The organism is Streptomyces sp. PH9007 (genome assembly GCF_059813725.1).
Genome location: NZ_CM187440.1, coordinates 2,972,817 through 2,993,929, shown reverse-complemented (window position 1 = coordinate 2,993,929; position 21,113 = coordinate 2,972,817). Strand labels below are relative to the sequence as shown.

22 protein-coding genes and 3 tRNA genes are annotated in these 21,113 nt (G+C 71.1%); 8 read left to right on the top strand and 17 right to left on the bottom strand.

Going from position 1 to position 21,113, the window contains the following annotated elements:
- Window positions 1-44: 44 nt before the first annotated feature.
- Window positions 45-3,254, bottom strand: coding sequence for a hybrid sensor histidine kinase/response regulator (locus tag ACTFAP_RS13590; RefSeq protein ID WP_500469226.1), 3,210 nt, complete (start codon window positions 3,252-3,254; stop codon window positions 45-47).
- Window positions 3,255-3,345: 91 nt separating this feature from the next.
- Window positions 3,346-3,741, bottom strand: a complete 396-nt coding sequence (locus ACTFAP_RS13585) for an SSI family serine proteinase inhibitor (protein WP_500469224.1) — start codon at window positions 3,739-3,741, stop codon at window positions 3,346-3,348.
- A gap of 137 nt (window positions 3,742-3,878) precedes the next feature.
- On the opposite strand from ACTFAP_RS13585, the gene ACTFAP_RS13580 reads away from it, so the two are divergent.
- A tRNA-Ser gene (locus ACTFAP_RS13580) sits at window positions 3,879-3,968 on the top strand.
- Between the two features lie 132 nt (window positions 3,969-4,100).
- Window positions 4,101-4,173: transfer RNA gene (locus ACTFAP_RS13575), tRNA-Arg, on the top strand.
- Between the two features lie 749 nt (window positions 4,174-4,922).
- Here the strand turns inward: ACTFAP_RS13575 and ACTFAP_RS13570 are convergent.
- Complete coding sequence (locus ACTFAP_RS13570) at window positions 4,923-5,732, bottom strand: DUF6551 family protein (protein WP_500469222.1); 810 nt, start codon at window positions 5,730-5,732, stop codon at window positions 4,923-4,925.
- Window positions 5,733-6,461: 729 nt separating this feature from the next.
- Between ACTFAP_RS13570 and ACTFAP_RS13565 the strand changes: the two genes are divergently transcribed.
- Together ACTFAP_RS13565 and ACTFAP_RS13560 are read left to right on the top strand one after the other, a co-directional pair.
- The gene (locus ACTFAP_RS13565; protein WP_500469221.1) at window positions 6,462-7,058 is read left to right on the top strand and encodes a class I SAM-dependent methyltransferase; all 597 of its coding nucleotides are present in this window, start codon (window positions 6,462-6,464) and stop codon (window positions 7,056-7,058) included.
- On the top strand, window positions 7,055-8,047 hold the full coding sequence (locus ACTFAP_RS13560) for an HNH endonuclease (RefSeq protein WP_500469219.1): 993 nt from the start codon (window positions 7,055-7,057) through the stop codon (window positions 8,045-8,047). Before ACTFAP_RS13565 ends, ACTFAP_RS13560 begins: the two co-directional genes overlap by 4 nt.
- A 9-nt stretch (window positions 8,048-8,056) precedes the next feature.
- On the opposite strand, the gene ACTFAP_RS13555 is transcribed toward ACTFAP_RS13560, so the two are convergent.
- From ACTFAP_RS13555 to ACTFAP_RS13545, 3 genes are read right to left on the bottom strand one after another with little or no spacing between them, the layout of a single operon-like run.
- Window positions 8,057-8,929: an LLM class F420-dependent oxidoreductase gene (locus tag ACTFAP_RS13555; protein WP_500469217.1), complete on the bottom strand. Its 873-nt coding sequence runs from the start codon at window positions 8,927-8,929 to the stop codon at window positions 8,057-8,059.
- Between the two features lie 24 nt (window positions 8,930-8,953).
- The gene (locus ACTFAP_RS13550; RefSeq protein WP_436980002.1) at window positions 8,954-9,376 is read right to left on the bottom strand and encodes a Rieske (2Fe-2S) protein; all 423 of its coding nucleotides are present in this window, start codon (window positions 9,374-9,376) and stop codon (window positions 8,954-8,956) included.
- A 25-nt stretch (window positions 9,377-9,401) separates the two neighbouring features.
- The gene (locus ACTFAP_RS13545) at window positions 9,402-10,694 is read right to left on the bottom strand and encodes a family 16 glycosylhydrolase (protein ID WP_390118025.1); all 1,293 of its coding nucleotides are present in this window, start codon (window positions 10,692-10,694) and stop codon (window positions 9,402-9,404) included.
- A 130-nt stretch (window positions 10,695-10,824) separates the two neighbouring features.
- Here ACTFAP_RS13545 and ACTFAP_RS13540 point away from each other — a divergent pair, with 130 nt between their 5' ends.
- Entirely contained in the window at window positions 10,825-11,028 is a 204-nt protein-coding gene (locus tag ACTFAP_RS13540; protein ID WP_500469216.1) for a hypothetical protein, read from the top strand.
- A 47-nt stretch (window positions 11,029-11,075) separates the two neighbouring features.
- Here ACTFAP_RS13540 and ACTFAP_RS13535 read toward each other — a convergent pair whose 3' ends face one another.
- From ACTFAP_RS13535 to ACTFAP_RS13510, 6 genes are all read right to left on the bottom strand, one after another.
- Window positions 11,076-11,930: an RNA polymerase sigma factor SigF gene (locus ACTFAP_RS13535; RefSeq protein ID WP_390118027.1), complete on the bottom strand. Its 855-nt coding sequence runs from the start codon at window positions 11,928-11,930 to the stop codon at window positions 11,076-11,078.
- Window positions 11,931-12,130: 200 nt separating this feature from the next.
- Window positions 12,131-12,913, bottom strand: coding sequence for an RNA polymerase sigma factor SigF (locus ACTFAP_RS13530; RefSeq protein ID WP_030732314.1), 783 nt, complete (start codon window positions 12,911-12,913; stop codon window positions 12,131-12,133).
- A 115-nt stretch (window positions 12,914-13,028) separates the two neighbouring features.
- On the bottom strand, window positions 13,029-13,199 hold the full coding sequence (locus tag ACTFAP_RS13525) for a hypothetical protein (protein ID WP_200366105.1): 171 nt from the start codon (window positions 13,197-13,199) through the stop codon (window positions 13,029-13,031).
- A 72-nt stretch (window positions 13,200-13,271) separates the two neighbouring features.
- A tRNA-Ser gene (locus ACTFAP_RS13520) sits at window positions 13,272-13,358 on the bottom strand.
- Between the two features lie 10 nt (window positions 13,359-13,368).
- Complete coding sequence (gene tadA / locus ACTFAP_RS13515) at window positions 13,369-13,893, bottom strand: tRNA adenosine(34) deaminase TadA (protein WP_500469214.1); 525 nt, start codon at window positions 13,891-13,893, stop codon at window positions 13,369-13,371.
- A gap of 21 nt (window positions 13,894-13,914) precedes the next feature.
- Window positions 13,915-14,484, bottom strand: a complete 570-nt coding sequence (locus ACTFAP_RS13510) for a tRNA adenosine deaminase-associated protein (RefSeq protein WP_500469212.1) — start codon at window positions 14,482-14,484, stop codon at window positions 13,915-13,917.
- 148 nt (window positions 14,485-14,632) lie between these two features.
- On the opposite strand from ACTFAP_RS13510, the gene upp reads away from it, so the two are divergent.
- Window positions 14,633-15,268: a uracil phosphoribosyltransferase gene (gene upp, locus ACTFAP_RS13505; protein WP_200366110.1), complete on the top strand. Its 636-nt coding sequence runs from the start codon at window positions 14,633-14,635 to the stop codon at window positions 15,266-15,268.
- A gap of 9 nt (window positions 15,269-15,277) precedes the next feature.
- On the opposite strand, the gene ACTFAP_RS13500 is transcribed toward upp, so the two are convergent.
- From ACTFAP_RS13500 to ACTFAP_RS13490, 3 genes are all read right to left on the bottom strand, one after another.
- Complete coding sequence (locus tag ACTFAP_RS13500; protein ID WP_500469210.1) at window positions 15,278-15,994, bottom strand: LytR C-terminal domain-containing protein; 717 nt, start codon at window positions 15,992-15,994, stop codon at window positions 15,278-15,280.
- Window positions 15,995-16,084: 90 nt separating this feature from the next.
- The gene (locus ACTFAP_RS13495) at window positions 16,085-16,390 is read right to left on the bottom strand and encodes a type II toxin-antitoxin system VapB family antitoxin (RefSeq protein ID WP_390118037.1); all 306 of its coding nucleotides are present in this window, start codon (window positions 16,388-16,390) and stop codon (window positions 16,085-16,087) included.
- 56 nt (window positions 16,391-16,446) lie between these two features.
- A complete protein-coding gene (locus ACTFAP_RS13490; RefSeq protein ID WP_500469209.1) occupies window positions 16,447-17,856 on the bottom strand; it encodes a M28 family peptidase in 1,410 nt (469 codons plus the stop codon).
- A gap of 122 nt (window positions 17,857-17,978) precedes the next feature.
- Here ACTFAP_RS13490 and ACTFAP_RS13485 point away from each other — a divergent pair, with 122 nt between their 5' ends.
- Together ACTFAP_RS13485 and ACTFAP_RS13480 are read left to right on the top strand one after the other, a co-directional pair.
- Window positions 17,979-18,902, top strand: coding sequence for an AEC family transporter (locus ACTFAP_RS13485; RefSeq protein ID WP_390118041.1), 924 nt, complete (start codon window positions 17,979-17,981; stop codon window positions 18,900-18,902).
- Between the two features lie 89 nt (window positions 18,903-18,991).
- A complete protein-coding gene (locus ACTFAP_RS13480) occupies window positions 18,992-19,912 on the top strand; it encodes a glycosyl hydrolase (protein WP_500469207.1) in 921 nt (306 codons plus the stop codon).
- On the opposite strand, the gene ACTFAP_RS13475 is transcribed toward ACTFAP_RS13480, so the two are convergent.
- Window positions 19,878-20,186 carry a hypothetical protein gene (locus tag ACTFAP_RS13475; protein WP_390118045.1) on the bottom strand — a complete coding sequence of 103 codons (309 nt, stop codon included), beginning with the start codon at window positions 20,184-20,186 and terminating at the stop codon, window positions 19,878-19,880. The genes ACTFAP_RS13480 and ACTFAP_RS13475 overlap by 35 nt on opposite strands.
- Before the next feature lie 74 nt (window positions 20,187-20,260).
- A complete protein-coding gene (locus tag ACTFAP_RS13470) occupies window positions 20,261-21,109 on the bottom strand; it encodes a ricin-type beta-trefoil lectin domain protein (protein ID WP_390118047.1) in 849 nt (282 codons plus the stop codon).
- Window positions 21,110-21,113 lie beyond the last annotated feature (4 nt).

Genomic DNA, 21,113 nt, shown 5'->3' with positions numbered 1-21,113 from the left:
CGGCAGGCGCCATGCGTTCATGCGCCCCGTGCCGGACAGGGGGCCTAGTGCGCGCCTATCTTGGTCAGCAGATCCACGATCTTGCTCTGCACCTCGGGATGGGTGGACCGCTCCGCCAGGAACAGCACCGTCTCGCCCGAGGCCAGCTGCGGCAACTGCGTCGGATCCATCTCGGCCGCCGTATAGACGACGAACGGAGTACGGCTCAGCAGCCCGTTGATGCGCAGCCAGTCGATGATGCCGGCCCGGCGACGGCGGACCTGGTTCAGGTCCATCACCACCAGGTTCGGCCGGATCTGCGCCGCCACCTCCATCGCCTCGGCGTCCGAGACGGCGTGCGCCGCCTGCATGCCGCGCCGCTCCAGCGACATGGCAAGGGCCTGCGCGATGGCGGGCTGCTCCTCCACCAGCAGGACACGCGGCGGATGCTGCTCACTGTCGCGCGGCGCCAGCGCCTTCAGCAGGACGGCCGGATCGGCACCGTACGCCGCCTCCCGGCTCGCCTGGCCCAGACCGGCCGTCACCAGCACCGGCACCTCGGCGGCCACCGCCGCCTGCCGCAGCGACTGCAACGCGGTACGGGTGATCGGACCGGTCAGCGGATCGACGAACAGCGCGGCCGGATAGGCGGCGATCTGCGCGTCGACCTCCTCCCGCGAGTGCACCAGGACCGGACGGTAGCCGCGCTCGGTCAGCGCCTGCTGGGTGGAGGGGTCCGGCTCGGGCCACACCAGCAGCCGGCGCGGATTGTCCAGCGGCTCCGGCGGCAGTTCGTCGTCGGCCGGGGCGGGCACCCGCGGGGCGCCGCCCGGGCGGCCCTCGGTGACCTCCACCGCGCCGCCGGGACCGTCCAGCGGCTCCGGACCCTCGGCGGCACCGGCCGCCGGGGCGCTGATGGCGAACTCCCGCCCGCCGCCCGTCACGTTCTGCGCCGCCTGCCGGGCCGCACCCACGGCACGGGCCTCGGCGGGCGCGGCGGCGCCCTCGGCACCCGCGGGCTGCGGCGGGTCGATCTCGGCGGGCGGGGCGGCGAGCTTACGGCGGCGGCCCGGATGCGTTCCCGTCCCGGCGGCACCGGTGCCGGTGCCCTGCGGCGGCGTGTGCACCGGGACGCCCTGGCCGAGCGTCTGCACGCTCACAGCCGCCCGGGCGTCCGGCTTGCCGGCCCGGTCGCTGCCGGGCATCGGCAGGGCGCGGGGCTGACGTACGGGCAGGGCGTTCTGCGGGGCGCTGCCGTCCAGGATCGGGCTGGCCGCGACCACCGAGTGCTCGACGGGCTGCGGTTCGGGCTCCGCCTCCACCTCCGGCGCGGGCGCCGGGGCGGGAACGGGCCCCTGCGGTTCGGCCCCCTGGCTCTCGCCCGGGTTGGCCCGGCGACGGCGCCCGGTCGGCGCCTCGCCGGAGGGCCCCGTCGACTGCTGCGGAATCTCCGGCTCAGGCCCGGCGGCCGGCACCGGGCCCAGCGCGCGCCGGCGGCGACCGCCCAGCGTGCCGCCCTGCCCCTCCGGCTCCTCGGGCCCCGCCGCAGGCAGCGCCGCGGGCACCGGCACGGGAGCGGGGGCCGGCGAGGGAGCGGACGTCGGCCCCGGGGGCAGCGCGGGCAGCGCCTCCCCCTGCCGCCGGCGCCGCCCACTGGGCGCCTCGGCCTCGGCCTCCGCCGCCGGCTGCGGCTGCTTCTTCTTGGCCTGCGTCCCGCGCGCGGGCTGCGCGGGCACCGGCATCACCGTGGTGTCACCGCTGGCGTCCCGGCCGGGTCCCACGCCCGTACCGACGGCCTGGGGCGCGCCCGCGCCGTCGCCGCCGGAGACCGGAACCTCCAGCACGTACGCGCTGCCGCCCGCCCCCGGCACCTCGTGCGTCTGGAGCACACCGCCGTGCTGCCGCACGATCCCGCGCACGATCGGCTCGTGCACCGCGCCGCCGCCGGGACGGGGCCCGCGTACCTCGATCCGTACGACATCCCCGCGCTGCGCCGCGGCCACCACGATCGTGGCGTCCCCGCCACCGCCGCCGCGGCCGGTGGCGTCCACCCCGGCCACATCGGCGATCAGATGGGCCAGCGCCTGCGCCAGCCGCTCCGGGTCCACCTCGGCGTCGATCGGCGGGGCGTGCACGGCGAACTGCACCCGGCCCGGGCCGATCAGCTCGGTCGCGCCCTCCACTCCGGCCGCCACGACCTCGTCCAGCGACGCCTTCTCCAGGGACAGCTTCTCGGTGCCCTCGTCCAGGCGCTGGTAGCTGAGCACGTTGTCGACCAGCGTGGTCATCCGGGCGTACCCGGCGGCCAGATGGTGCAGCAGCTGATTGGCCTCCGGCCACAGCTGCCCGGCCGGATCGGCGGCCAGCGTGGTGAGTTCGTCGCGCAGCTGCTCCAGCGGGCCGCGCAGGCTCTCGCTGAGCACCGACTGGAGCTGCACGTGCCGGGCGACGAGCGCGTCGTACGGGCGCCGGTCGGTGAACGTGAGTACCGCGCCCACCAGTTGCTGCCCGTCCCGGACGGGGGCGGTGGTGAGATCCACCGGCACCGCACGGCCGTCCTTGGTCCACAGCACCCGGCCGCGCACCCGGTGCTTGCGCCCGGAGTGCAGCGTGTCGTGCAGCGGGGTCTCCTCGTACGGCAGCGGGCTGCCGTCGGCGCGCGAGTGCTGGATGAGCGGGTGCAGTTCCTGGCCGCCGAGCTGGCTGGCCCGGTGCCCGAGGATCTGCGCGGCGGCCGGATTGACGAGCACGATGCGGCCCGCCGTGTCCACCCCCACCACGCCCTCGGAGGCGGCCCGCAGGATCATCTCCGTCTGCCGCTGCTGGCGGACGAGTTCGGCCTCGGTGTCCAGTGTCCCGGACAGGTCCCGCACCACCAGAACCAGCAGTTCCTCACCCGAGTAGTCATCGGCGAACGCGGCCTCGACGGCCGAGGCGTAGTGCGCGTGCCGGTTGTTGAGCCCGGCGCTGGTCACCTCCACCGGCAACTCGACGCCGTCCGTGCGCCGCGCGACCATGCGGGTCGGCTTGGTGCGCGCGGCGGGATCCTCCTCGGGACGGCGCATGGAGCCCGGGATACGCCGCGGATCGAAGTCCGGGACGATGTCGAGCAGTCCGCGTCCGATGAGGGGCGCGCCGGGGACCTCGAGGGTCTCCATCGCGATGGCGTTGGCGTTGACGACGGTGCCGTTGCCGTTGACGAGCAACAGCGCGTCCGGCAGCGCGTCGAGTATGGCGGCGAGGCGAGCAGCGCCTCTCGCTGGCCTGCTGCTCACGACGTCGTTCCTCCCTAGCCCGTGCCAGTCGTTAGGGGGGAGTCTACGGCCAGCGGTCCCCGGCGCGGTGGTGTGTTCGTGGAAGCGCTGTTCAGGAGTGGTTGCCGACCGGCGGCAGGGCGGGGACGAGGGCGTCCCAACGGGCGATCTCACACCCGTCCGTGCGGCTGAACTCGGCGGCCACCCGCTGCCCGTCCCACACCCCTTCAACCCGCGCGGTGGCCGGTCCGCCGTAGACGCGGGTGCACAGGGTGCCGTCGGCGAGTGGCGCGAACGGCGTGCGCGCGGCCTCGAGGGCGGCACAGGCGTCGGCCGCCCGCGGGTGGTCCCCGCCGGCCGGCGAACAGCGGAGCCGCTGGACGCCGTCGGCGGACCCGTGATCGCTGACGGTGATGGTCAGCTCGTGGGTGGGCGCGGGCGCCGGCGCCGGCTGCGCGGTGCCGGCGAGGGCGGCGAGCACGAGGGCGGCGAGAGAGCTGCTGTACACGGGGGCCTCCAGGACGATCGACTCCGGACGGGGCACTCCCCGCCGCCGTGCCTAACGCCCGTCCCCCCGGATCGTTGCGGAACGGATTGGCTGACCCCGCCACGCCTGTGGCATCATGTGCCACGCACCGTGTGCGAGGAGGCTTCGCCTAGTCTGGTCTATGGCGCCGCACTGCTAATGCGGTTTGGGGTAACCCCCCATCCCGGGTTCAAATCCCGGAGCCTCCGCCGTGAGCCCTGGTCCCAAGGACCAGGGCTTTGGTGTGTTTGCCCAGCTCAGCGGGGCTGGACGAACGGATTTCCCCCTCGGCCGCAGGTCATGTAATGTTGTCCCCGCAAGCCGGTCCACACGGGCCGCAGGCGCTCGTAGCTTAACGGATAGAGCATCTGACTACGGATCAGAAGGTTGCAGGTTCGAATCCTGCCGAGCGCACAGAATGGAGCCCCGTTCCTCACCGGAACGGGGCTTTTTCGTGCCGCACAGCAGTGGAGTACAGCACGCTTCTCAGCGGCACTGAACCCGCTGGCGAGCCGCTGTACCGCTTCCCGCAGCGTAGACCTCCAGGGTCATGGCGGTCTGGGGAGCGTTGCGGGCTGCGCTGGGCGATCTGCGAGCGCCCTTTTGAGTGCCACCAGGAGCGAGCTGGCGGTGCGCCGGGGGTTCTAAGTCAGCGGGATCGGCCGGATCTCGTAGCGGTGAGCACGCGGCTCGATCCTCTGTCGATTGGGGTCGTGCAATGTGCCGGGGCGGCTGAGCTTTTGCTGACCTCTTCCTCGGCCACTGCGTGAATGAGTGCTACCCGCATCGAGCCGTGCGGCGCTCGGACGGCTCGGCGGCCGCGCGTCCTTTCCCCGGGTACGGCACTGCCAGCCCTCGGGGAGCCCGGTCGACCACGCCGGGTGACTCCCTGATGTGACCGGCTGAGTGCTTCGGCAGGAGTACGTCCGTCCCTTGCTGTCGCAGGGCAGTGTTCTGGCCAGTCGTGGATCGGGACAGCGTTGAGTGCTGGTGTCACTCCTCCAGGTGGGTTCTTCAGTCGCTGTTCCAACCGCACGTCGTGGGCCACGACCGCTCCACAGAGCGGTGGCATGCATGGTGCACGCGATGGAAGCCGGTGGTGGGACGAGGAATGACTGAGGGCCCGGAGCTTCCGGGCCCTCAGCTACGAAGAACTGACGAGATCAGACGGCGATCCTGTTCTTCGCCTGCCTTCCCTTGTTCCACTCGGTGATGAGAAGCTGGTAGCAGGTACTCACCCTCGAACCTGTTCCGCTGTGCTGCGTGCCACCAGCAGATGCGAGGGCAGTGATGTTGGCACGCCAGCGGAATGCCGGATCCTTCTTGCCTATCTTCTCTGCAAGCGCTTGGTCATCCACGTGATCGCCATGCCGGCCGAGAAACATGCCGATGCCTCCGAGGAGCATTCCGTCCCAGGTGTCCTTCGTTCGACCCCACGCTTCCTCGGCCACCTTGAGCGTGCGCTCAAGGATCTCGGGGCCGTACAGGTCGGTGATGCGAAGCACGCCTGCGACGGCGCCCACTGTGTTCGTCCCGGACGATCCCATGGACAGGTTACGTGCCAACAGCGCCGACTCCGTGTCAACAAAGAGGGGCAGCCCTGCGGTCAACCCGATCTTGTACTCGTCGAGTGGCCGGGGCTTGCTCGACTCGCGGTTCTTGATCAGGAAGAGAATCGCCTCTTCCTGTTGATCGAGGTCGTGGTGAACCTCAGCCATCAGAGTAGGGATCCCAGAGAGCTTTGCGGCATGCCAACGGTGCATCCCGTCGACGATGAAGCGGTCCCCGTTGGCCCGCTGTGACGCGACTATGGTGCCAAGTGCCTCGGGAACCAGGTTCTTGGCGATGCCCATGGCGCGGGGTTCGTTGAGCGTGCGCTGGGCCTTGTCGTCGATCTTGAGTTCCTCGACGGGGATCTCGACGCCGTGATCGACCTTGTGCTGCGGGAGCTGGTACGGGTACTTCTTGGGCATACCTCTGCCCTTTCTGCGTCGCTCTAAGGAGGGCGGCTTGATGCCATGCGATGGGATGCGACGTGGGAGCAAAGATACTGGAACATCCGCTCGAAGCAAGCGACTTCCTGCGGCCGGTCAGGAACCCGCCCGTAGTCCAGTCCTTTTCAGGTGCACGGCATCGATCTCTCAATGTGTGCAGTGACGTTGCAACACGGCACCGAAGCACGGCAACCAGTGATCAGACTCGTCCGACGCTGGCCGACAGGGCCGACATGTTGCGAACGTCCACCGTTCGATGTAACCGCGACCGGCCTCTGCCATCAATCGGCCGGGCGCGAGAAATGATCTTCAACTGACATGTGAACTCATGGGACCGGGCGGCATGCGCAGATCTTTCGGTGGCGGGCATTCGGAACGGTCGTCTTGGGGCATCGGGTCGGCGGCGCCGGTTATTCGTAAGGGCGGTGGCGCACGAGTCCGCTCTTCTTCGATGCCGATCTGCAGGATTTCGCCGGGTGTTCCCCACAGCGGCGGACGTGGTCCATTGAACGCTCACGAGTTCGCCGATGGGGCGGCCGATCTTGGTCTGTCGGATATCGATGAGACGGTGATCCGGGTGCCATCTGCCCTGCTGCAGGGGCAGGACCAGGAGCCTGCTCGGCCAGCGTGACGAGGCCGAATGCCGAATCGAGCCCGTCGGTTGGCAGTGGGGGTGGATAGCCTAGGTGGGGAAGGGGAGGTGCTGGGGTGAGGGTTGTCGGGCAGGAGGAGTACGGGGTTCGGGCGGGGGAGTTGGCCCGGGCGTATGAGGGGGTGCGGTTCGAGGATGTGCACCGGGAGGTGCTGCCTCATCTGCCGCCGCCGGGTGCTCGGGTGCTCGATGTGGGGGCCGGGAGCGGGCGGGATGCCGCCGCCCTGGCGAGACGTGGCTATCGGGTGGTGGCTGTGGAGCCGACCGACGCGTTGCGGGATGTGGGGAGGGAACTGCACTCCGGGTCAGGCGTGCAGTGGGTCGATGCCGCGCTGCCCGAGATTGGCGGGGTGAGTGGGGTCTTCGATCTGGTGCTGCTCTCGGCGGTGTGGATGCATCTCGACGAGGGCGAGCGGCGGGTGGGGATGGCAAGGCTGCGGGAGCTGGTCGCCGAGCCCGAGGGAAAGGTGGTCATCACGCTGCGGCACGGGCCGCCGCCCGAGGGGCGGCGGATGTTCGATGTGCCGGCCGATGAGACGATCGCCCTGGCCGAGGAGCATGGGCTGGCGCTGGTGCAACGAAGCGGGAATCCGGACCGGATGGGCAGGCCGCTGGTGCACTGGGACGCGCTGGTCTTTGAGGTGGCCGGGTGAGCGGATTTCTTGAGCTGGAGCGTTCGGCCCGTGCGTGCTTCCGGATGGCGGTGCTGATGGGGGCCAACGCCCGTACATACAAGTTCGCACTCGCCGAAGCGCTGCTGGACTTCGGGGGAGAGGGACGGGAGGAGGTGCCGCTGGAGGAGTTCGTCGAGCCGTATGCCATGACGCTCGCCCGCAGGGAGACGGAAGGGGCGGCGCACGCTCCGGCGTCCACCCCGATCGGGGACGGCGACTTCCTGGCCGTGCTGCGGCGGGAGGCCGGGGAGTCGGTCAGGCTCGGGCATCCCACCGATGTGCTGCGGGAGGCCGCAAGGCTGTCTGTGCCCGGGATGGTGATGCAGAAGTTCCCGAACGTGGGTGGGGAGAGCCTGCCCGTCCTCTTCTACCGGCTGGACGGGCGTGGGAAGAAGCGCACGGTCGTGCTGACCCCCGAGATGCGGGATGTCGCCGCCGCGGGGCACATCGCCGGACTGCGGGCGGAGAACCGGGCCAGGCTGGCCATCGTCGAGGCGTCCTTCGACTCCGGCATCGGCCGGGATCTCATGGCCGGCGAGGTGATCGCGGATCTGGGCAGTGGAGTGCTCCGGGACCGGCGGCGTCGGCGGTCGGTGGCGCGGGTCGACGATGCCGTCCGGGGGTTTCAGCACGGCCGATGCCTGCTGTGCCTGGAGCCGTTGGCGGAGGACGACGCGATCGAGATCGACCACGTCTTCCCGTTCACGATGATGGACCGCTGCCGTGGTGTTCGGCCGTGGCAGGGGCCCGATCTCGACGCCTTGTGGAATCTTGCGCCCGTCCATCGGGTCTGTAACGCCGAGAAGTCCAGCAGACGCCCGTCGTTCGCCCTGCTGGAGCGCCTTGCCCTGCGGAACGAGGCGATCGTCGGATCGCCGGTTCCGCTCAGCAAGGCGATACGGCGGGTGCGGGACACCTATGGGGGGTGGCCGGGCGTCTACAACGCCGTGCTGGCCGCGTACGACTGAGCGCGGGGCTCACAGCAGGGCTTCGGCCAGGGTGTGCCATTGGGGGAGGGGGATTTCTTCTTCGTTCTGGGTGACCACGTTCAGGGCGACGTGGTCCGCGCCGGCCGTGTGGAAGGTTTCGACCTTGGCGGCGATCTCGTCCGGGGTGCCCAGGGCGAAGACCGCGTCGAGGAGGGGGTCCGAGCCGCCGTTCTCGAAGTCCTCGGTGGTGAAGCCCAGCCGCTGGAGGTTGTTCGTGTAGTTGGGGAGGGCCAGGTAGCGGGCCAGGTAGGTGCGGGCCGTCTCGCGGGCGCGCTGGGGGTCGTCGTCCAGGACGACCTTCAGGTCGGGGGCGAGCAGGGCGTCCGGGCCGAGGGCCTCGCGGGCCTGCGCCGTGTGCTCGGCGGTGACCAGGTAGGGATGGGCGCCCGCGGATTCGGTGCGGGCCAGCTCCAGCATGCGGGGGCCGAGGGCAGCCAGGACGCGGTGGTCCCTGGGGACCGGGGTGGTGGCCTCGTCCAGGGCGGTCAGGAAGTCCCGCATCGAGGCGTACGGCTTCTCATAGCGCTCGGTGAGGATCTCGTGGCTGACGCCCAGGCCCAGCAGCAGCCGGTCGTCGAAGGCCGCGTTGACGCGGCTGAAGGCCTGGGCGACGTCGGCCGGCTCGTCGTTCCAGATGCTGAGGATGCCGGTGGCCACCACGATCCGTGAGGTGGCCTCCAGCAGCGGGACGGTGTCCCGGACGTGCGGGCTGCCGCCGAGCCAGATGGCGCCGTAGCCGAGGCGGTCCAGCTCGGTGGCGGCCTCGGTGATCTGGGCGCGGCGCTCGGGGTCCTCCGAGCGGAGCACGGGGGTCCAGATGCCGATCCTGCCGATGGTGTCCTTCAGCTGCTTCAGCGTCATGGGCCAAGACTGCCATCCCGAGCTTCAGCCGACGGTGATTTCGTCCCCTTGTACACGGACGTCCAGCGGCGGGAGGGGTTTGAGGGCGGGGCCCGAGAGGGGTTCGCCGGTGGCGGCGTCGAAGACCGAGTTGTGCAGGTGGCAGCGGAGCTGGGTGCCCTCGGGGGTGACCTTGCCGCCCATGTGGGTGCAGACCGCGGTGAAGGCCACGAGCTCCGTGTCGTCGGCGCGGTAGAGCAGTGCCTCCTCGCCGGAGGCGGTGGCGACCTCCACCGCCTCGCCGACGGGGACGTCGGTCAGGGACAGCTCGGAGGGGGGCGTGCTCTTGTCCCCGCCGTCCCCGCCGGCGCCGCAGGCCGCCAGGCACAGGGTGCCGGCCGTCGCCGCCGCGCCCGTGATCAGGGCGCGGCGGCTGGGAGGTGTGAGGGGTCTGTCCGTGGCTCTCATACCCCGGTGAACGAACGGGGACGGATCAGGGTGCCGTCCACTTCTGGGCCGCGTTCCCGGAGCAGGTCGCGATCTGGAGCTGGTTGTTGTTGGCCGGGTCCGCCCAGGGGACGTCCAGGCACTTGTCGGCGGAGATGTTCACGATGTCCCGCGCGCCGCTGATCGCCCAGCGTTGCGTCGCGTTGCCCGTGCAGTCCCACAGGTGGACCTTCGTGCCGTCGCCGGTGGCGCTGCCCACCAGGCTCAGGCACTTGCCCAGCGCGCGCAGGGTGCCGTCGGAGTGGACCGTCCAGCGCTGCGCCGAGGAACCGTTGCAGTCGTACAGGACGACCGGGGTGCCGTTCGCGGTGTTCGCGCCCGCCACGTCCACGCACTTGCCGGCCAGGCCGGAGATCTGGCCGGTGCGGCCGTCGCCGCCCCCGCCGTCGTCGCCCCCGCCGTCGTACGAGGTGACCGTCACGTAGTCGACGATCATCTGCTGCGGGAAGGTGGTGCTGCCGTCCGGGTAGCCGGGCCATTCGCCGCCGACGGCCAGGTTGAGGATCATGAAGAACGGCTTGTTGAACGCCCACTGGTTGCCGCCGAGGTCGGCGGGGGTGCGGGTCTGGTAGGTGACGCCGTCCACGGACCAGCTGATCCGGTCGGGGGCCCAGTCCACCGCGAAGGTGTGGAAGTCGTCGGCGAAGGCCCGTCCGCCGGGCAGGGTGTACGAGGCGCCGATGCCGCCGCCGCCCGAGTAGCCGGGGCCGTGCAGGGTGCCGTGCACCGTGCCGGGCTCGCGGCCGATGTTCTCCATGATGTCGATCTCGCCGCTGGCCGGCCAGCCGATCTGGCCGATGTCGTTGCCCAGCATCCAGAACGCGGGCCAGATGCCCTGCCCGCGCGGCAGCTTGATGCGGGCCTCGACCTTGCCGTACGTCGTGGTGAACTTTCCGGCCGTGTTCATCCGGGCCGAGGTGTACTGGCAGGTCCCGTACCAGCACTGGTAGTTGTTCGGGTTCTCCTTGCGGGCGGTGATCACCAGGTTGCCGTTGCCGTCGAGGGCGGCGTTGTTGTTGCCCGGCGTGTAGTACTGGTGCTCGCGGTTGTTGCCGCTGTTGTCACCCGTCTCCATCTGCCACTTGGAGCTGTCGACGGCCGATCCCGCGGGGCCGTTGAAGTCGTCGTGGAACAGGACGGCCGCGGTGGACACATCGGTGTCCGGTTCCTGGTCGGCCGTCGCGGTCATGGTCGTCAGCGCCGTCCAGCCCAGGGCCAGCGACAGACCTGCCGCGAGAAGTCTGCGGGTGGGGGTACGCAGTGCGTGTCTCCGCTTCATGGCCCTTATTTCAGCGGCTCACTCTGCGCATGACAAGGTGTTGGTATAGACCAGGCTTAGGGCGAGGTTAAGCCATCCTCAAGGGCCCGGACTGTGTTCTGCGGGCAGGCGTTCGCTAGGGTCACCGGACATGGCTCACAACCCCCAAGCACCCCAGAACCCGCAGCAGGATCCCGCGGGCAGCACCCAGATGTTCCGCGCCTTCGTCGACGAGGAGCCGCCGCAGCGGCGCGCCCAGCAGTCGGCGTCGGCCGGCCCGCGTATCGGGCTGATCGTGGGCATCGTGGTGGGTGTCATCGCGCTCGCCGGCGTGGCCTGGCTCGCCTTCAACTGACCCCTGTCACGTCCCCGGACCGGCGCCCCGACGCCGGTCCGGGTTTCTCATTCCTCGGCCGTCAGACCGTCGCGCAACTGGGCGAGGGTGCGGGTCAGCAGCCGTGAGACATGCATCTGCGAGATGCCGACCTCCTCGCCGATCTGCGACTGCGTCATATTGGCGAAGAAGCGCAGCATGATGATGCGCCGCTCACGCGCGGGCAGCTTCGCCAGCAGCGGCTTGAGGGACTCGCGGTATTCCACGCCCTCCAGCGCGCCGTCCTCGTAGCCGAGCCGGTCGGCCAACGAGCCTTCGCCGCCGTCCTCTTCGGGCGCGGGGGAGTCCAGGGAACTCGCGGTGTAGGCGTTGCCGACGGCGAGGCCGTCGACGACCTCCTCCTCCGACACCCCCAGGCACACGGCGAGTTCGGCGACGGTGGGAGAGCGGTCCAGGCGCTGGGCGAGTTCGTCGCTGGCCTTGGTGAGGGCGAGCCGCAGCTCCTGGAGCCGGCGCGGGACCCGTACCGACCACGAGGTGTCGCGGAAGAAGCGCTTGATCTCCCCGACCACGGTGGGCATCGCGAAGGTCGGGAACTCCACCCCGCGTTCGCAGTCGAAGCGGTCGATCGCCTTGATCAGGCCGATGGTGCCGACCTGGACGATGTCCTCCATCGGCTCGTTGCGGCTGCGGAACCGCGCCGCCGCGTACCGCACTAGCGGCAGGTTGAGCTCGATGAGGGTGTCCCGGACATAGCCGCGCTCGGGGCTGTCCTTCTCCAGGGTGGCGAGGCGCTGGAAGAGGGAACGGGAGAGCGTGCGGGTGTCGAGGCCTTCGGTCGGCGGTACGGCGGGGAGCGGTTCGGGTTCCTGCGGCGTGCCGGCTGTGGTGAGCACCTTGGAGCTGCCCAGTTCTACGGACATGCCACCCCCTTGAGGTCGTGGACGGGTCACGGCGGCGCACTCGGTACGAGAAGTGGCGTCACCCTCGTGGATACCGGAGCTGCCGCCACGGCAAACGCGGTTCTAGCAGAATGTCACATGTCATCAACACGATGTAGCGTCATGTCGATAAAACGGCACAGCGAAGCCCGGAGTTCCAGGAGTTGGGTCCCTCGTACGAGTTACGCGTCGATCGGATTTGCGGAACGCAGCCGCGCGAAGCTCCTGGTGAGCAACCGCGAAACGTGCATCTGCGAGACGCCCAGCTCCGCGCTGATCTGCGACTGGGTCAGATTGCGGTAGTAGCGCAGCAGCAGGATGCGCTGCTCGCGCTCCGGCAACTGCACCAGCAGATGCCGTACCAGCGCCCGGTGTTCGACCCCCGCCAGCTCCGGGTCCTCGTACCCGAGCCGCTCGATCAGCCCGGCGGACCCGTCGTCGCGCTCCTGCGCCGCCTCCAGCGACGAGACGCGGTACGCGCTGCCCGCCTCCAGCGAGGCCAGCACGTCCTCCTCGGGGATCTGGAGCCGCTCGGCGATCTCCGCCGGGTTCGGGTCCCGTCCCAGCGCCACCGTCAGCTCCTCGGTGGCCGCCCGTACCTGGGCCCACAACTCGTGCAGCCGGCGCGGCACATGGACCGAGCGCACGCTGTCACGGAAGTAGCGGCGGATCTCGCCCACGATGGTGGGCATCGCGAAGGTGGGGAACTGCACCCCCCGCTCCAGGTCGAACCGGTCGATCGCGTGGATCAGCCCGATCGTCCCGACCTGGACGATGTCCTCCATCGGTTCGTTGCGGCTGTGGAAGCGCAGCGCCGCGTACCGCACCAGCGGCACATTGGCCTCGATCAGCGCTCCACGGACCCGGGCGTGCTCGGCGGTGCCGGCCTCCAGCCGGTCCAGTTGCTCGAACAGCGCCTGCGTCAGCGCCCGTGCCTGGGCGCCCCGGGTCTGCGTCACCGCCACCAGCCGACCGACCTTTCACGTTTCAATCAACGGCAAAAGCGGTCATAGCATCACAAGACATGTCCACTGTGTGCAAGCACCCGAGTACGACGTGTTGATCGCCGGGCCCCGGGCGTCAGTGGACCAGGGAGGCCACGAACCGGCCCACCCCGAGCGCGGCCCCCGACACGGCCTCGATCGTCATCGCCGCGAAATCCGCGGCCCGCCCCGGCTCCGCGATCACCGCGTACAGCACGAAGACGAGCAGGGCGAAGAGCAGCAGCCGACGGGTGCGTTCCAGCGTCACAGCAGCGCCACCTCCCGCGGATACGGCGAGGGCCCGAGCCCCCGGAAGGGGGTCGGGCCCGTCGCACACACGCGGTAGCGGAGGGATTTGAACCCTCGGTGGAGTTGCCCCCACACTCGCTTTCGAGGCGAGCTCCTTAGGCCGCTCGGACACGCTACCGTGCGGAAGCTTAGCATCCGCCGCGCCGGAAGAATTCCGTGAGGAGGCCCGCGGTCTCCTCTCCCAGCACGCCGCCGATCACCTCGGGACGGTGATTGAGCCGCCGGTCGCGCAGGACGTCCCACAGCGAGCCCGCCGCACCCGTCTTGGCGTCCCTGGCGCCGTACACCACGCGTTCCACCCGGGAGAGCACGATGGCCCCCGCGCACATCGTGCACGGCTCCAGCGTGACCACCAGCGTGCAGCCGGTCAGCCGCCAGTCGCCGAGATGCCCGGCCGCCTCGCGCAGCGCCAGCACCTCGGCGTGCGCGGTCGGGTCGCCGGTGGCCTCCCGCTCGTTGAAGCCCCGGCCGAGCACGGCCGCGCCGTCCGGCCCGCCGGGGCCCAGCACCAGCGCCCCGACGGGTACGTCTCCGGCCGCGCCCGCCGTGCCTGCCAGGGTCATGGCCTGCCGCATCGCGGGGATCCAGGGATCGCGCACGGGGTCCGCGGGGTGTGCGGGGTACGGGGGGCCGCAAGCCGTTCCGTCACCCATCCCGCGCGGCACCCCGGGCGGTCACCTGACGGCCTCCAGCACATCCGCGGCGCCCAGCGTCTCGGCGATCTCGCCGAGCGCGTCGTCGGCGGAGAGCCTGAGCACGGTCCCGGCGTCGATGCCGAGATCGGCCAGCAGTCCCGCGTCCCCGACCGGGCCGCGCGGCACCTCGTCCGGATCGGTGTCGCCTTCGCCGTCCAGGGCGCCGCCGGCGCCGGTCCCGTCGTCGTCCGTGTCCCGGTCGGCCCCGACCTCGTCGTCCGCGGGCTCGTCCAGGTCATCGAGGGCCAGCATGTCGGCTTCCGCCGCCTCCCGGCCCAGCAGTTCGTCCGTCAGCAGGATCTCGCCGTACGCGCTGCGCATGGCCCGTGCGGCGTCCGAGACGAAGACGCGTGGATCGTCCTCGCCGTCGATCCGGACGATGCCGAACCAGACGCCCTCCTGCTCGATGCAGACCAGGACGGTGTCGTCATCGGGAGCTGCCTCCCGGGCCAGATCGGCCAACTCGTCCAGGCTCTCCACATCGTCGAACTCGGTATCACTCGCTTCCCAACCATCATCGGTCCGCGCGAGCAGTGCGGTGAAGTACACCGTGACTCTCCCCACTCGGTCTGGCTCTGCCACTCAGCATCGTGGCAGAAAAGGGGTGCCCTGTCGGGTAACCCGGCAGTTCACCCGCGGAATATTCCGCATCCGCCCGGCAGCCGGAGTGTCCGGGGCATTCGGTACTGTCGCACTCATGCGGACCCATGTCGTCGACCACCCGCTGGTGGCGCACAAGCTGACCACGCTGCGCGACGAGCGCACCGATTCCCCCACCTTCCGGCGGCTGGCTGACGAGCTGGTCACCCTGCTGGCGTACGAAGCGACCCGTGACGTCCGCACCGAACTCGTGGACATCACCACCCCCGTGGCCGCGACGACGGGGGTGCGCCTGTCACACCCCAAGCCGCTCGTCGTGCCGATCATACGGGCGGGTCTGGGGATGCTCGACGGCATGGTGCGGCTGCTGCCGACCGCCGAGGTGGGCTTCCTGGGGATGGTCCGGGACGAGGAGACGCTGCAGGCGGCGACGTACGCCTCGCGGATGCCCGAGGACCTGTCGGGGCGCCAGGTGTACGTGCTGGACCCGATGCTGGCGACCGGCGGCACGCTGGTGGCGGCGATCCGGGACCTGATCGAGCGCGGCGCCGACGACGTGACCGCGATCTGTCTGCTGGCCGCCCCGGAGGGCGTGGAGCTGATGGAGCGCGAGCTGGCCGGGGCGCCGGTCACGATGGTGACGGCGGCGCTCGACGAGCGGCTGAACGAGCTGGGCTACATCGTGCCGGGTCTTGGCGACGCGGGCGACCGGCTGTACGGGACGGCCGGCTGACGCGGCCGGTCAGCAGGCCGGGGCGGTCTCCTGTTCCGCTGGCTTCCTGAGCTCCTCCAGGGCGCGGGCGGCGTCCTGGGGGGCGGACAGGTTCTTGAAGCCCTCGCCGATGACGAAGTCGACCTGGGGGCCGGCCGCGGCCTCCTCGTCCTGCTCCTCGCCCTCGGGCGCGGTGCCGGCCGCCGCGTCCCCCTCGGCCTGCTCCGCGCCGGCCAGCTGCGCGCCGACCACGGCCAGCGCGCCGGACTCCTGGGCGTCGGCGGCGCCCATCAGCAGCCCGGGTGCGGCGACCTTGCCGTCCAGCTCCTCGGGGGCGTTGTCCACCGTGCCGATGGTGAAGCCGCGTTCGGCGAGCGCGTCGGCGGTCTGCTGGGCGAGGCCGGTACGGGCGGTCGCGTTGTAGACGTTGACGGTGATGGTCCTGGGCTCCGGCAGTTCCGCCAGCGGTCCCGAGGCGCCTTCGGCCTCGTCCCCGGCCTCGGGCCGGTCGGTGGCGCACTCCCGTACGCCGGAGGCGGCCGGCTGGGTGCCGTCGCCCTCCGCGTCGGCGGAGAACACCCGGATGAGCTGGAGCGTGCCGGTGCCCACCAGGCCGAGGACCGCGAGGGTGGAGAGGGCCACGGCAACGGTGCGGCGGCGACGGCGCGGGGGGCGCATCCGGGGGTAGCGGTCACCCGTGACGCGGTTCTTCTTTCCGCCCATGCCGGGAGGCGTCAGCATGCTCATGGACGCAGCGTAGTCATGTGCGGCGCCAGGACCTACTAAATGATCAACCGATGGGCGGAACCGGCCCCGAACGGCGGACCGGCCGCGGCCTCACAGCGGATAATCCATCTCCAGGACCCGGGCGTGCAGGACCTGGCGTTGCTGGAGCGCGGCGCGGACCGCCCGGTGCAGGCCGTCCTCCAGGTAGAGGTCGCCCTGCCACTTCACGACATGGGCGAAGAGGTCGCCGTAGAAGGTGGAGTCCTCGGCGAGCAGCGTTTCCAGGTCCAGCTGGCCCTTGGTGGTGATCAGCTGGTCCAGGCGCACGGGGCGCGGGGCGACGTCCGCCCACTGCCGCGTGTTCTCCCGGCCGTGGTCAGGGTAGGGTCGGCCGGTTCCGATGCGCTTGAAGATCACAGGCAGAGCCTACCGGGCGGGGCCCCCACCGCGCAGCCGCACAGTTTTTTCCGGCCTCAGGGGGCGGTGGTGAGCGCCTCCGGGTGCCACACGGCACGGCCGACCGTCTGCGCGATCACGCGGACGTTCGCGGCCAGCGCCGCGTGGCCGATGTTGCCGAGGTCGTCACAGGCGGAGTGGTAGCAGGGATCGTACGGCTCGCCCGCCGTGCCGCCCCACAGCCGGGCCTGCTCCTCGGTCTTGAGGCCCTCGGCGCCGGTGAACAGGCCGCCGGCCGCGATGCCCGCCTCGACGAAGGGGGCGTGGTCGCTGCGGCTGCCGAACGGCGTGAGTTCGGCGGTCAGGCCCTGCTCGGCGAGGGACGCCACCAGGTGCTCCGTCACCGCGGCCGAGCCGGCCGGCCCCTCGGTCCCGTCGTAGACGAACAGGGCGTGGTTGGGGGAGGCGATCATGTCGAAGTTGAGATAGACGGAGATCGCGTCCCGCTCGGCGCCGGTGAGCCCGGCCACGTAGTGGCGGGAGCCGAGCAGCCCCCACTCCTCCGCGGACCACAGCGCGAACCGTACGGTGGCGCCGCCGCCCCGGTGGTGCTCGGCCAGGCGCAGGGCGGTCTCCAGGACGCCGGCCGTGCCGGAGCCGTTGTCGTTGATGCCGGGGCCCTCGCGCACCGAGTCCAGGTGGGCGCCGGCCATCACCACCCGGTCGGGGTCGCCGCCCCGGCTCTCGGCGATGACGTTGAAGGTCTCGCGCTCCTCGGCGAGCTGTTCCAGCTCCAGGTGGAGGGTCGCCCCGTCCGCCGCCGCCAGTTCGCGTCCGTCCGCCAGGGTGAGGCCGCCGACCGGGATCACCCCGGCGTCCGGGTCGCTGAGGCTGCCGGTGAAGGGGGTGTCGCCTGGGACGTTGTCGTGGACGAGGGCGGCCACCGCGCCCGCCGCCGCCGCGTTGGCGGCCTTCTCGGCGAAGGTGCAGGTGCCCCGGGCGATGAGGGCGATCCGGCCCCGGTACACGTCGCCCGCGAAGTCGCCGGGCGCGCAGCCCTCGCCCCCGGCGACGGCGAGCGGGGCCGTCAGCCCGCCGGGCGGGGTGTTCGCGGTGTACGTGAGGGCCCGCACGGGGACGGCGCGCTCCCCGTCGCCGGTGAGGGTGAGGCGTTCGGCGGTGGTCTCCCGGTGGGAGAAGGTGAAGGGCTGGTGGCTGACCCGGTAGCCGGCCGCCTCCAGCTGCGCGGTGGCGTACCGCGCCGAGCGCTCGTGGCCCGGGCTGCCGGCCTCGCGGTGTCCGCCGGAGGCGTCGGCGATCCGCTGGAGGGCGGTCAGGTGGCGCAGGGCGCCCTCGGCGGTGGTCCGCTCGGCGAGGACCTCGGCGAGGCGGTCGCCGGGGCCGGGGGCCTCAGCGGTCCGGGGGGTTTCGGGGGCGAGCCCGAGGAGGAGGGGGAGGACGGCCAGCGGCGCGATGATCGTACGCATTCTCGTGTGCACGGAGGGTGACGGTAGGCGTCCGGCTCGGTGCTGTCACGCAGGTCAGCGGTGCGTCCCCGTAGTTGAGATCACATTGACCTATTAGATGTACACGACACATAGTTGCCCGCATGGGTGGTGTGATCACAGGGTTCGCGATCATCGCCAGCGTGATCGGCACCGGCTATCTGCTCGGATGGCGGGGATCGCTCGGCGAGAACGGGCGGGAGGTCCTCACCAAGCTCGCCTTCTACGTCGCCACCCCCGCGCTGCTGTTCACCACCCTGGCCGGCGCCGATCTGGGCGTCATCTTCTCCACCCCGCTGCTGGTCACCGCCATCTCGACGTTCGCGGTCGCGGCCGTCTTCATCGCGCTCGGCGCGATCCGCGGCTGGGGGGTGGGCCGCACCACCATCGGCGCGCTGTGCTCCAGCTACGTGAACGCGGGCAACCTCGGCATCCCCATCGCGGTGTACGTGCTGAACGACGCCACCCTGGTCGCGCCGGTGCTGCTCTTCCAGCAGCTCATCGTCATGCCGGTGGCGCTCACCGTGCTCGATCTGTCGGGCGAGGGCAGCGCGGGCACCCCGGTGTGGCAGCGGGTGCTGACCCCGTTCCGCAACCCCGTGGTGATCAGCGCGCTCGCCGGCGTCGCGGTGGCGGGCTCCGGCTGGACGGTGCCCGAGCAGCTTCTGGAGCCCGCGGTGCTCATCGGCAACATGGCGGTGCCCGCCGTGCTGCTGGCGTTCGGGATCTCGCTGCACGGCAGCAGCCTGCCGGGGCAGGGGGACGACCGCTGGCCGATGCTGCTGTCCGTCGCCCTGAAGTCGGTGGGCATGCCGGTGGTGGCCTGGGCGGTGGCGGCCGGGGTCTTCGGGCTCGGGGCCACCGACGTCTTCCACGTGGTGGTGACCTCCGCGCTGCCGGCCGCGCAGAACCTGTTCACCTACGCCTCCCGCTACCAGGTGGGGGTGCGGCTGGCCCGGGAGTCGATCCTGCTGTCGACGGTGCTGGCCATCCCGGTGCTGGTGGTCGTGGCCGCCCTGCTGGGCTGACCGGGGGCGGCGCACCGGCCGCCCGCCCGCGATGTTGGGTTAGGTTCAGCTCTGTTGATTCGCGGGCGTTTCTCCTACGCTTCGGCCCTATGACCGTTCTCTTCCGCGACCCCGTGCACGACGGGGCCACCGACCCCACCCTCATCCGGCACCGCGACACCGGCGCGTGGTGGATGTTCTACACCGCCCGCCGGGCCGGTCACGACGGCGCGGGCGTGGAGTGGGTGCACGGCACCGACATCGGCATCGCCGTCAGCACCGACGACGGCGCGCACTGGGAGTACCGGGGCATCGCCCGCGGCCTGGAGTACGAGGCGGGCCGCAACACCTACTGGGCCCCCGAGGTGCTGTGGCACGACGGCACGTACCACATGTACGTCACCTACCTCACCGGCATCCGCGCCGACTGGAGCGGCCCGCGCCACATCCTCCACTACACCTCCGCCGACCTGGAGCACTGGAGCTTCGTCTCCCGCCTGGAACTCTCCTCCGGGAAGGTCATCGACGCCTGCGTGTGGCCGCTGCCCCCCGAGGCCGGCGGCGGCTGGCGGATGTGGTTCAAGGACGAGGCGGACGGCTCCACAATTCACGCCGCGGATTCACCCGATCTCTTCTCCTGGCGCCCGATCGGCCGCGCCCTGGAGGGTGAGCAGGCCCACGAGGGCCCCACCGTCCTCGCCCACGCCGGGGCGTACTGGATGCTCACCGACTGCTGGGACGGCCTGCTGGTGTACCGCTCCACCGATCTGACCCACTGGGAGCGGCAGCCCGGCGCCGTCCTGGCCGGCGAGAACCCCGCGCACCACGCCGTCGCGATCGGCCAGGGCGACGACGCGGGACTGCTCGTCTACTTCACCCAGCCCGAGCCCGACAGCGCGCCGCGCCGCTCCCAGGTCGAGGCGCTGCCGCTGGCGGTCGTGGACGGCGCGCTGACGCCCCTGGACTCCGGCGCGCTCCCGCCGCTGCGCGCGGACCTCACCGTGCCGCTGCGCGGCGGGACGGCGCACTGAGCGGCTTCGCCGCCGCGCCGCCCCCGTAGCACTGCGGGCAGTGCTCGCGCCGCACCTCCAGCGGCGAACGCGCGTCGTCGTAGCGGTAGATCTCGCCCACCGAGCCATCACAACCCCGGGTCGGACACGGGGCGTTGGCACGCAGCGCGGAGGCACGCGGGGCGGCGGCCGGCACCCAGTTGCAGGACAGGCACGGGTGGAGGAAGATCTCGCCGCGCACGTCCAGCGCGGTCACCGCCTGCGGGGCATCGCAATCGGGGCAGGGGTAGGCCATGCGCCGGAACGTACCCGGCCCACGCCCTTCCCCTGCCCCGAGTCAGCTTCTGTCACCCGTGGACGCCCGTGCGATCAGCCGGAGATGGTCCACTTCTGCGCCGGGTTGCCCGAGCAGATGGCGATCTGGAGCTGGATGCCGCTGGAGGAGTCCGCCCAGGGCACGTCCAGGCACTTGTCGGCCGACATGTTCACGATGTCGTTGTTCGGGCTGACGGCCCAGCGCTGGGTGGCGTTCCCGGTGCAGTCCCACATGTGCAGGAGCGTGCCGTCGGTGGTCTTGGCGCCCACCAGACTCAGGCAGTTGCCCATCGCGCGCAGGGTGCCGTCCGACCAGAAGTTCCACTTCTGGGCGTTGCTGCCGTTGCAGTCGAACAAGGTGGCCGGCGTGCCGTTGTCGGTGCGGGAGTTGGCCACGTCCAGGCACTTGCCGTCCAGACCCTTGATCTGGACGTTGCCGCGGGTGATGTACGGGGCCGGCGGATCCTCGTTCTTGGGCTCGGCCGGAGGATCGTTCTTCTTCTCCTCCTTCTCGGCCGGCGGGTCCGCCTTCTTCTCCTCCTCGACCACCACCGGCGGGGCGGCGGGCGGGGGCGCGGCCGGCGGGTCGGCCGGCTTCTTCTCCTCCTCCTTCTCCTCTTCCTCTTCCTCCTCCTCGACCAGCTCCTCCTCGGGCTCGTCGGCGGGCAGTTCCTCGATGATGAGGGGCGGGAGTTCGAACTCGGGGGTACGGACGTCGGCGGCCAGTTCCGTGTTGCCGCTGTCGAAGACGTTGGCGCTCAGCAGCGGCACCGCGAGGACGGTGGCCGCCGCGAGCACGACGCCGGAACCCAGCGACGTCCACACCCGGCGGCCGGGAACGAGACCGCGCGGCGCCCGGGCGGGCGCGCGGGCGAAGGTCTCCGCGAATCGTGCATCGGACATGGGG

Bases quoted from the DNA above. Each gene is read 5' to 3' on its own strand.
- ACTFAP_RS13570 (WP_500469222.1), bottom strand. From the start codon at position 5,732: ATGCCCAAGAAGTACCCGTACCAGCTCCCGCAGCACAAGGTCGATCAC.
- ACTFAP_RS13555 (WP_500469217.1), bottom strand. From the start codon at position 8,929: ATGACGCTGAAGCAGCTGAAGGACACCATCGGCAGGATCGGCATCTGG.
- ACTFAP_RS13550 (WP_436980002.1), bottom strand. From the start codon at position 9,376: ATGAGAGCCACGGACAGACCCCTCACACCTCCCAGCCGCCGCGCCCTG.
- ACTFAP_RS13545 (WP_390118025.1), bottom strand. From the start codon at position 10,694: ATGAAGCGGAGACACGCACTGCGTACCCCCACCCGCAGACTTCTCGCG.
- ACTFAP_RS13540 (WP_500469216.1), top strand. From the start codon at position 10,825: ATGGCTCACAACCCCCAAGCACCCCAGAACCCGCAGCAGGATCCCGCG.
- ACTFAP_RS13535 (WP_390118027.1), bottom strand. From the start codon at position 11,930: ATGTCCGTAGAACTGGGCAGCTCCAAGGTGCTCACCACAGCCGGCACG.
- tadA (WP_500469214.1), bottom strand. From the start codon at position 13,893: ATGGGTGACGGAACGGCTTGCGGCCCCCCGTACCCCGCACACCCCGCG.
- upp (WP_200366110.1), top strand. From the start codon at position 14,633: ATGCGGACCCATGTCGTCGACCACCCGCTGGTGGCGCACAAGCTGACC.
- ACTFAP_RS13500 (WP_500469210.1), bottom strand. From the start codon at position 15,994: ATGAGCATGCTGACGCCTCCCGGCATGGGCGGAAAGAAGAACCGCGTC.
- ACTFAP_RS13490 (WP_500469209.1), bottom strand. From the start codon at position 17,856: ATGCGTACGATCATCGCGCCGCTGGCCGTCCTCCCCCTCCTCCTCGGG.
- ACTFAP_RS13485 (WP_390118041.1), top strand. From the start codon at position 17,979: ATGGGTGGTGTGATCACAGGGTTCGCGATCATCGCCAGCGTGATCGGC.
- ACTFAP_RS13480 (WP_500469207.1), top strand. From the start codon at position 18,992: ATGACCGTTCTCTTCCGCGACCCCGTGCACGACGGGGCCACCGACCCC.
- ACTFAP_RS13475 (WP_390118045.1), bottom strand. From the start codon at position 20,186: ATGGCCTACCCCTGCCCCGATTGCGATGCCCCGCAGGCGGTGACCGCG.
- ACTFAP_RS13470 (WP_390118047.1), bottom strand. From the start codon at position 21,109: ATGTCCGATGCACGATTCGCGGAGACCTTCGCCCGCGCGCCCGCCCGG.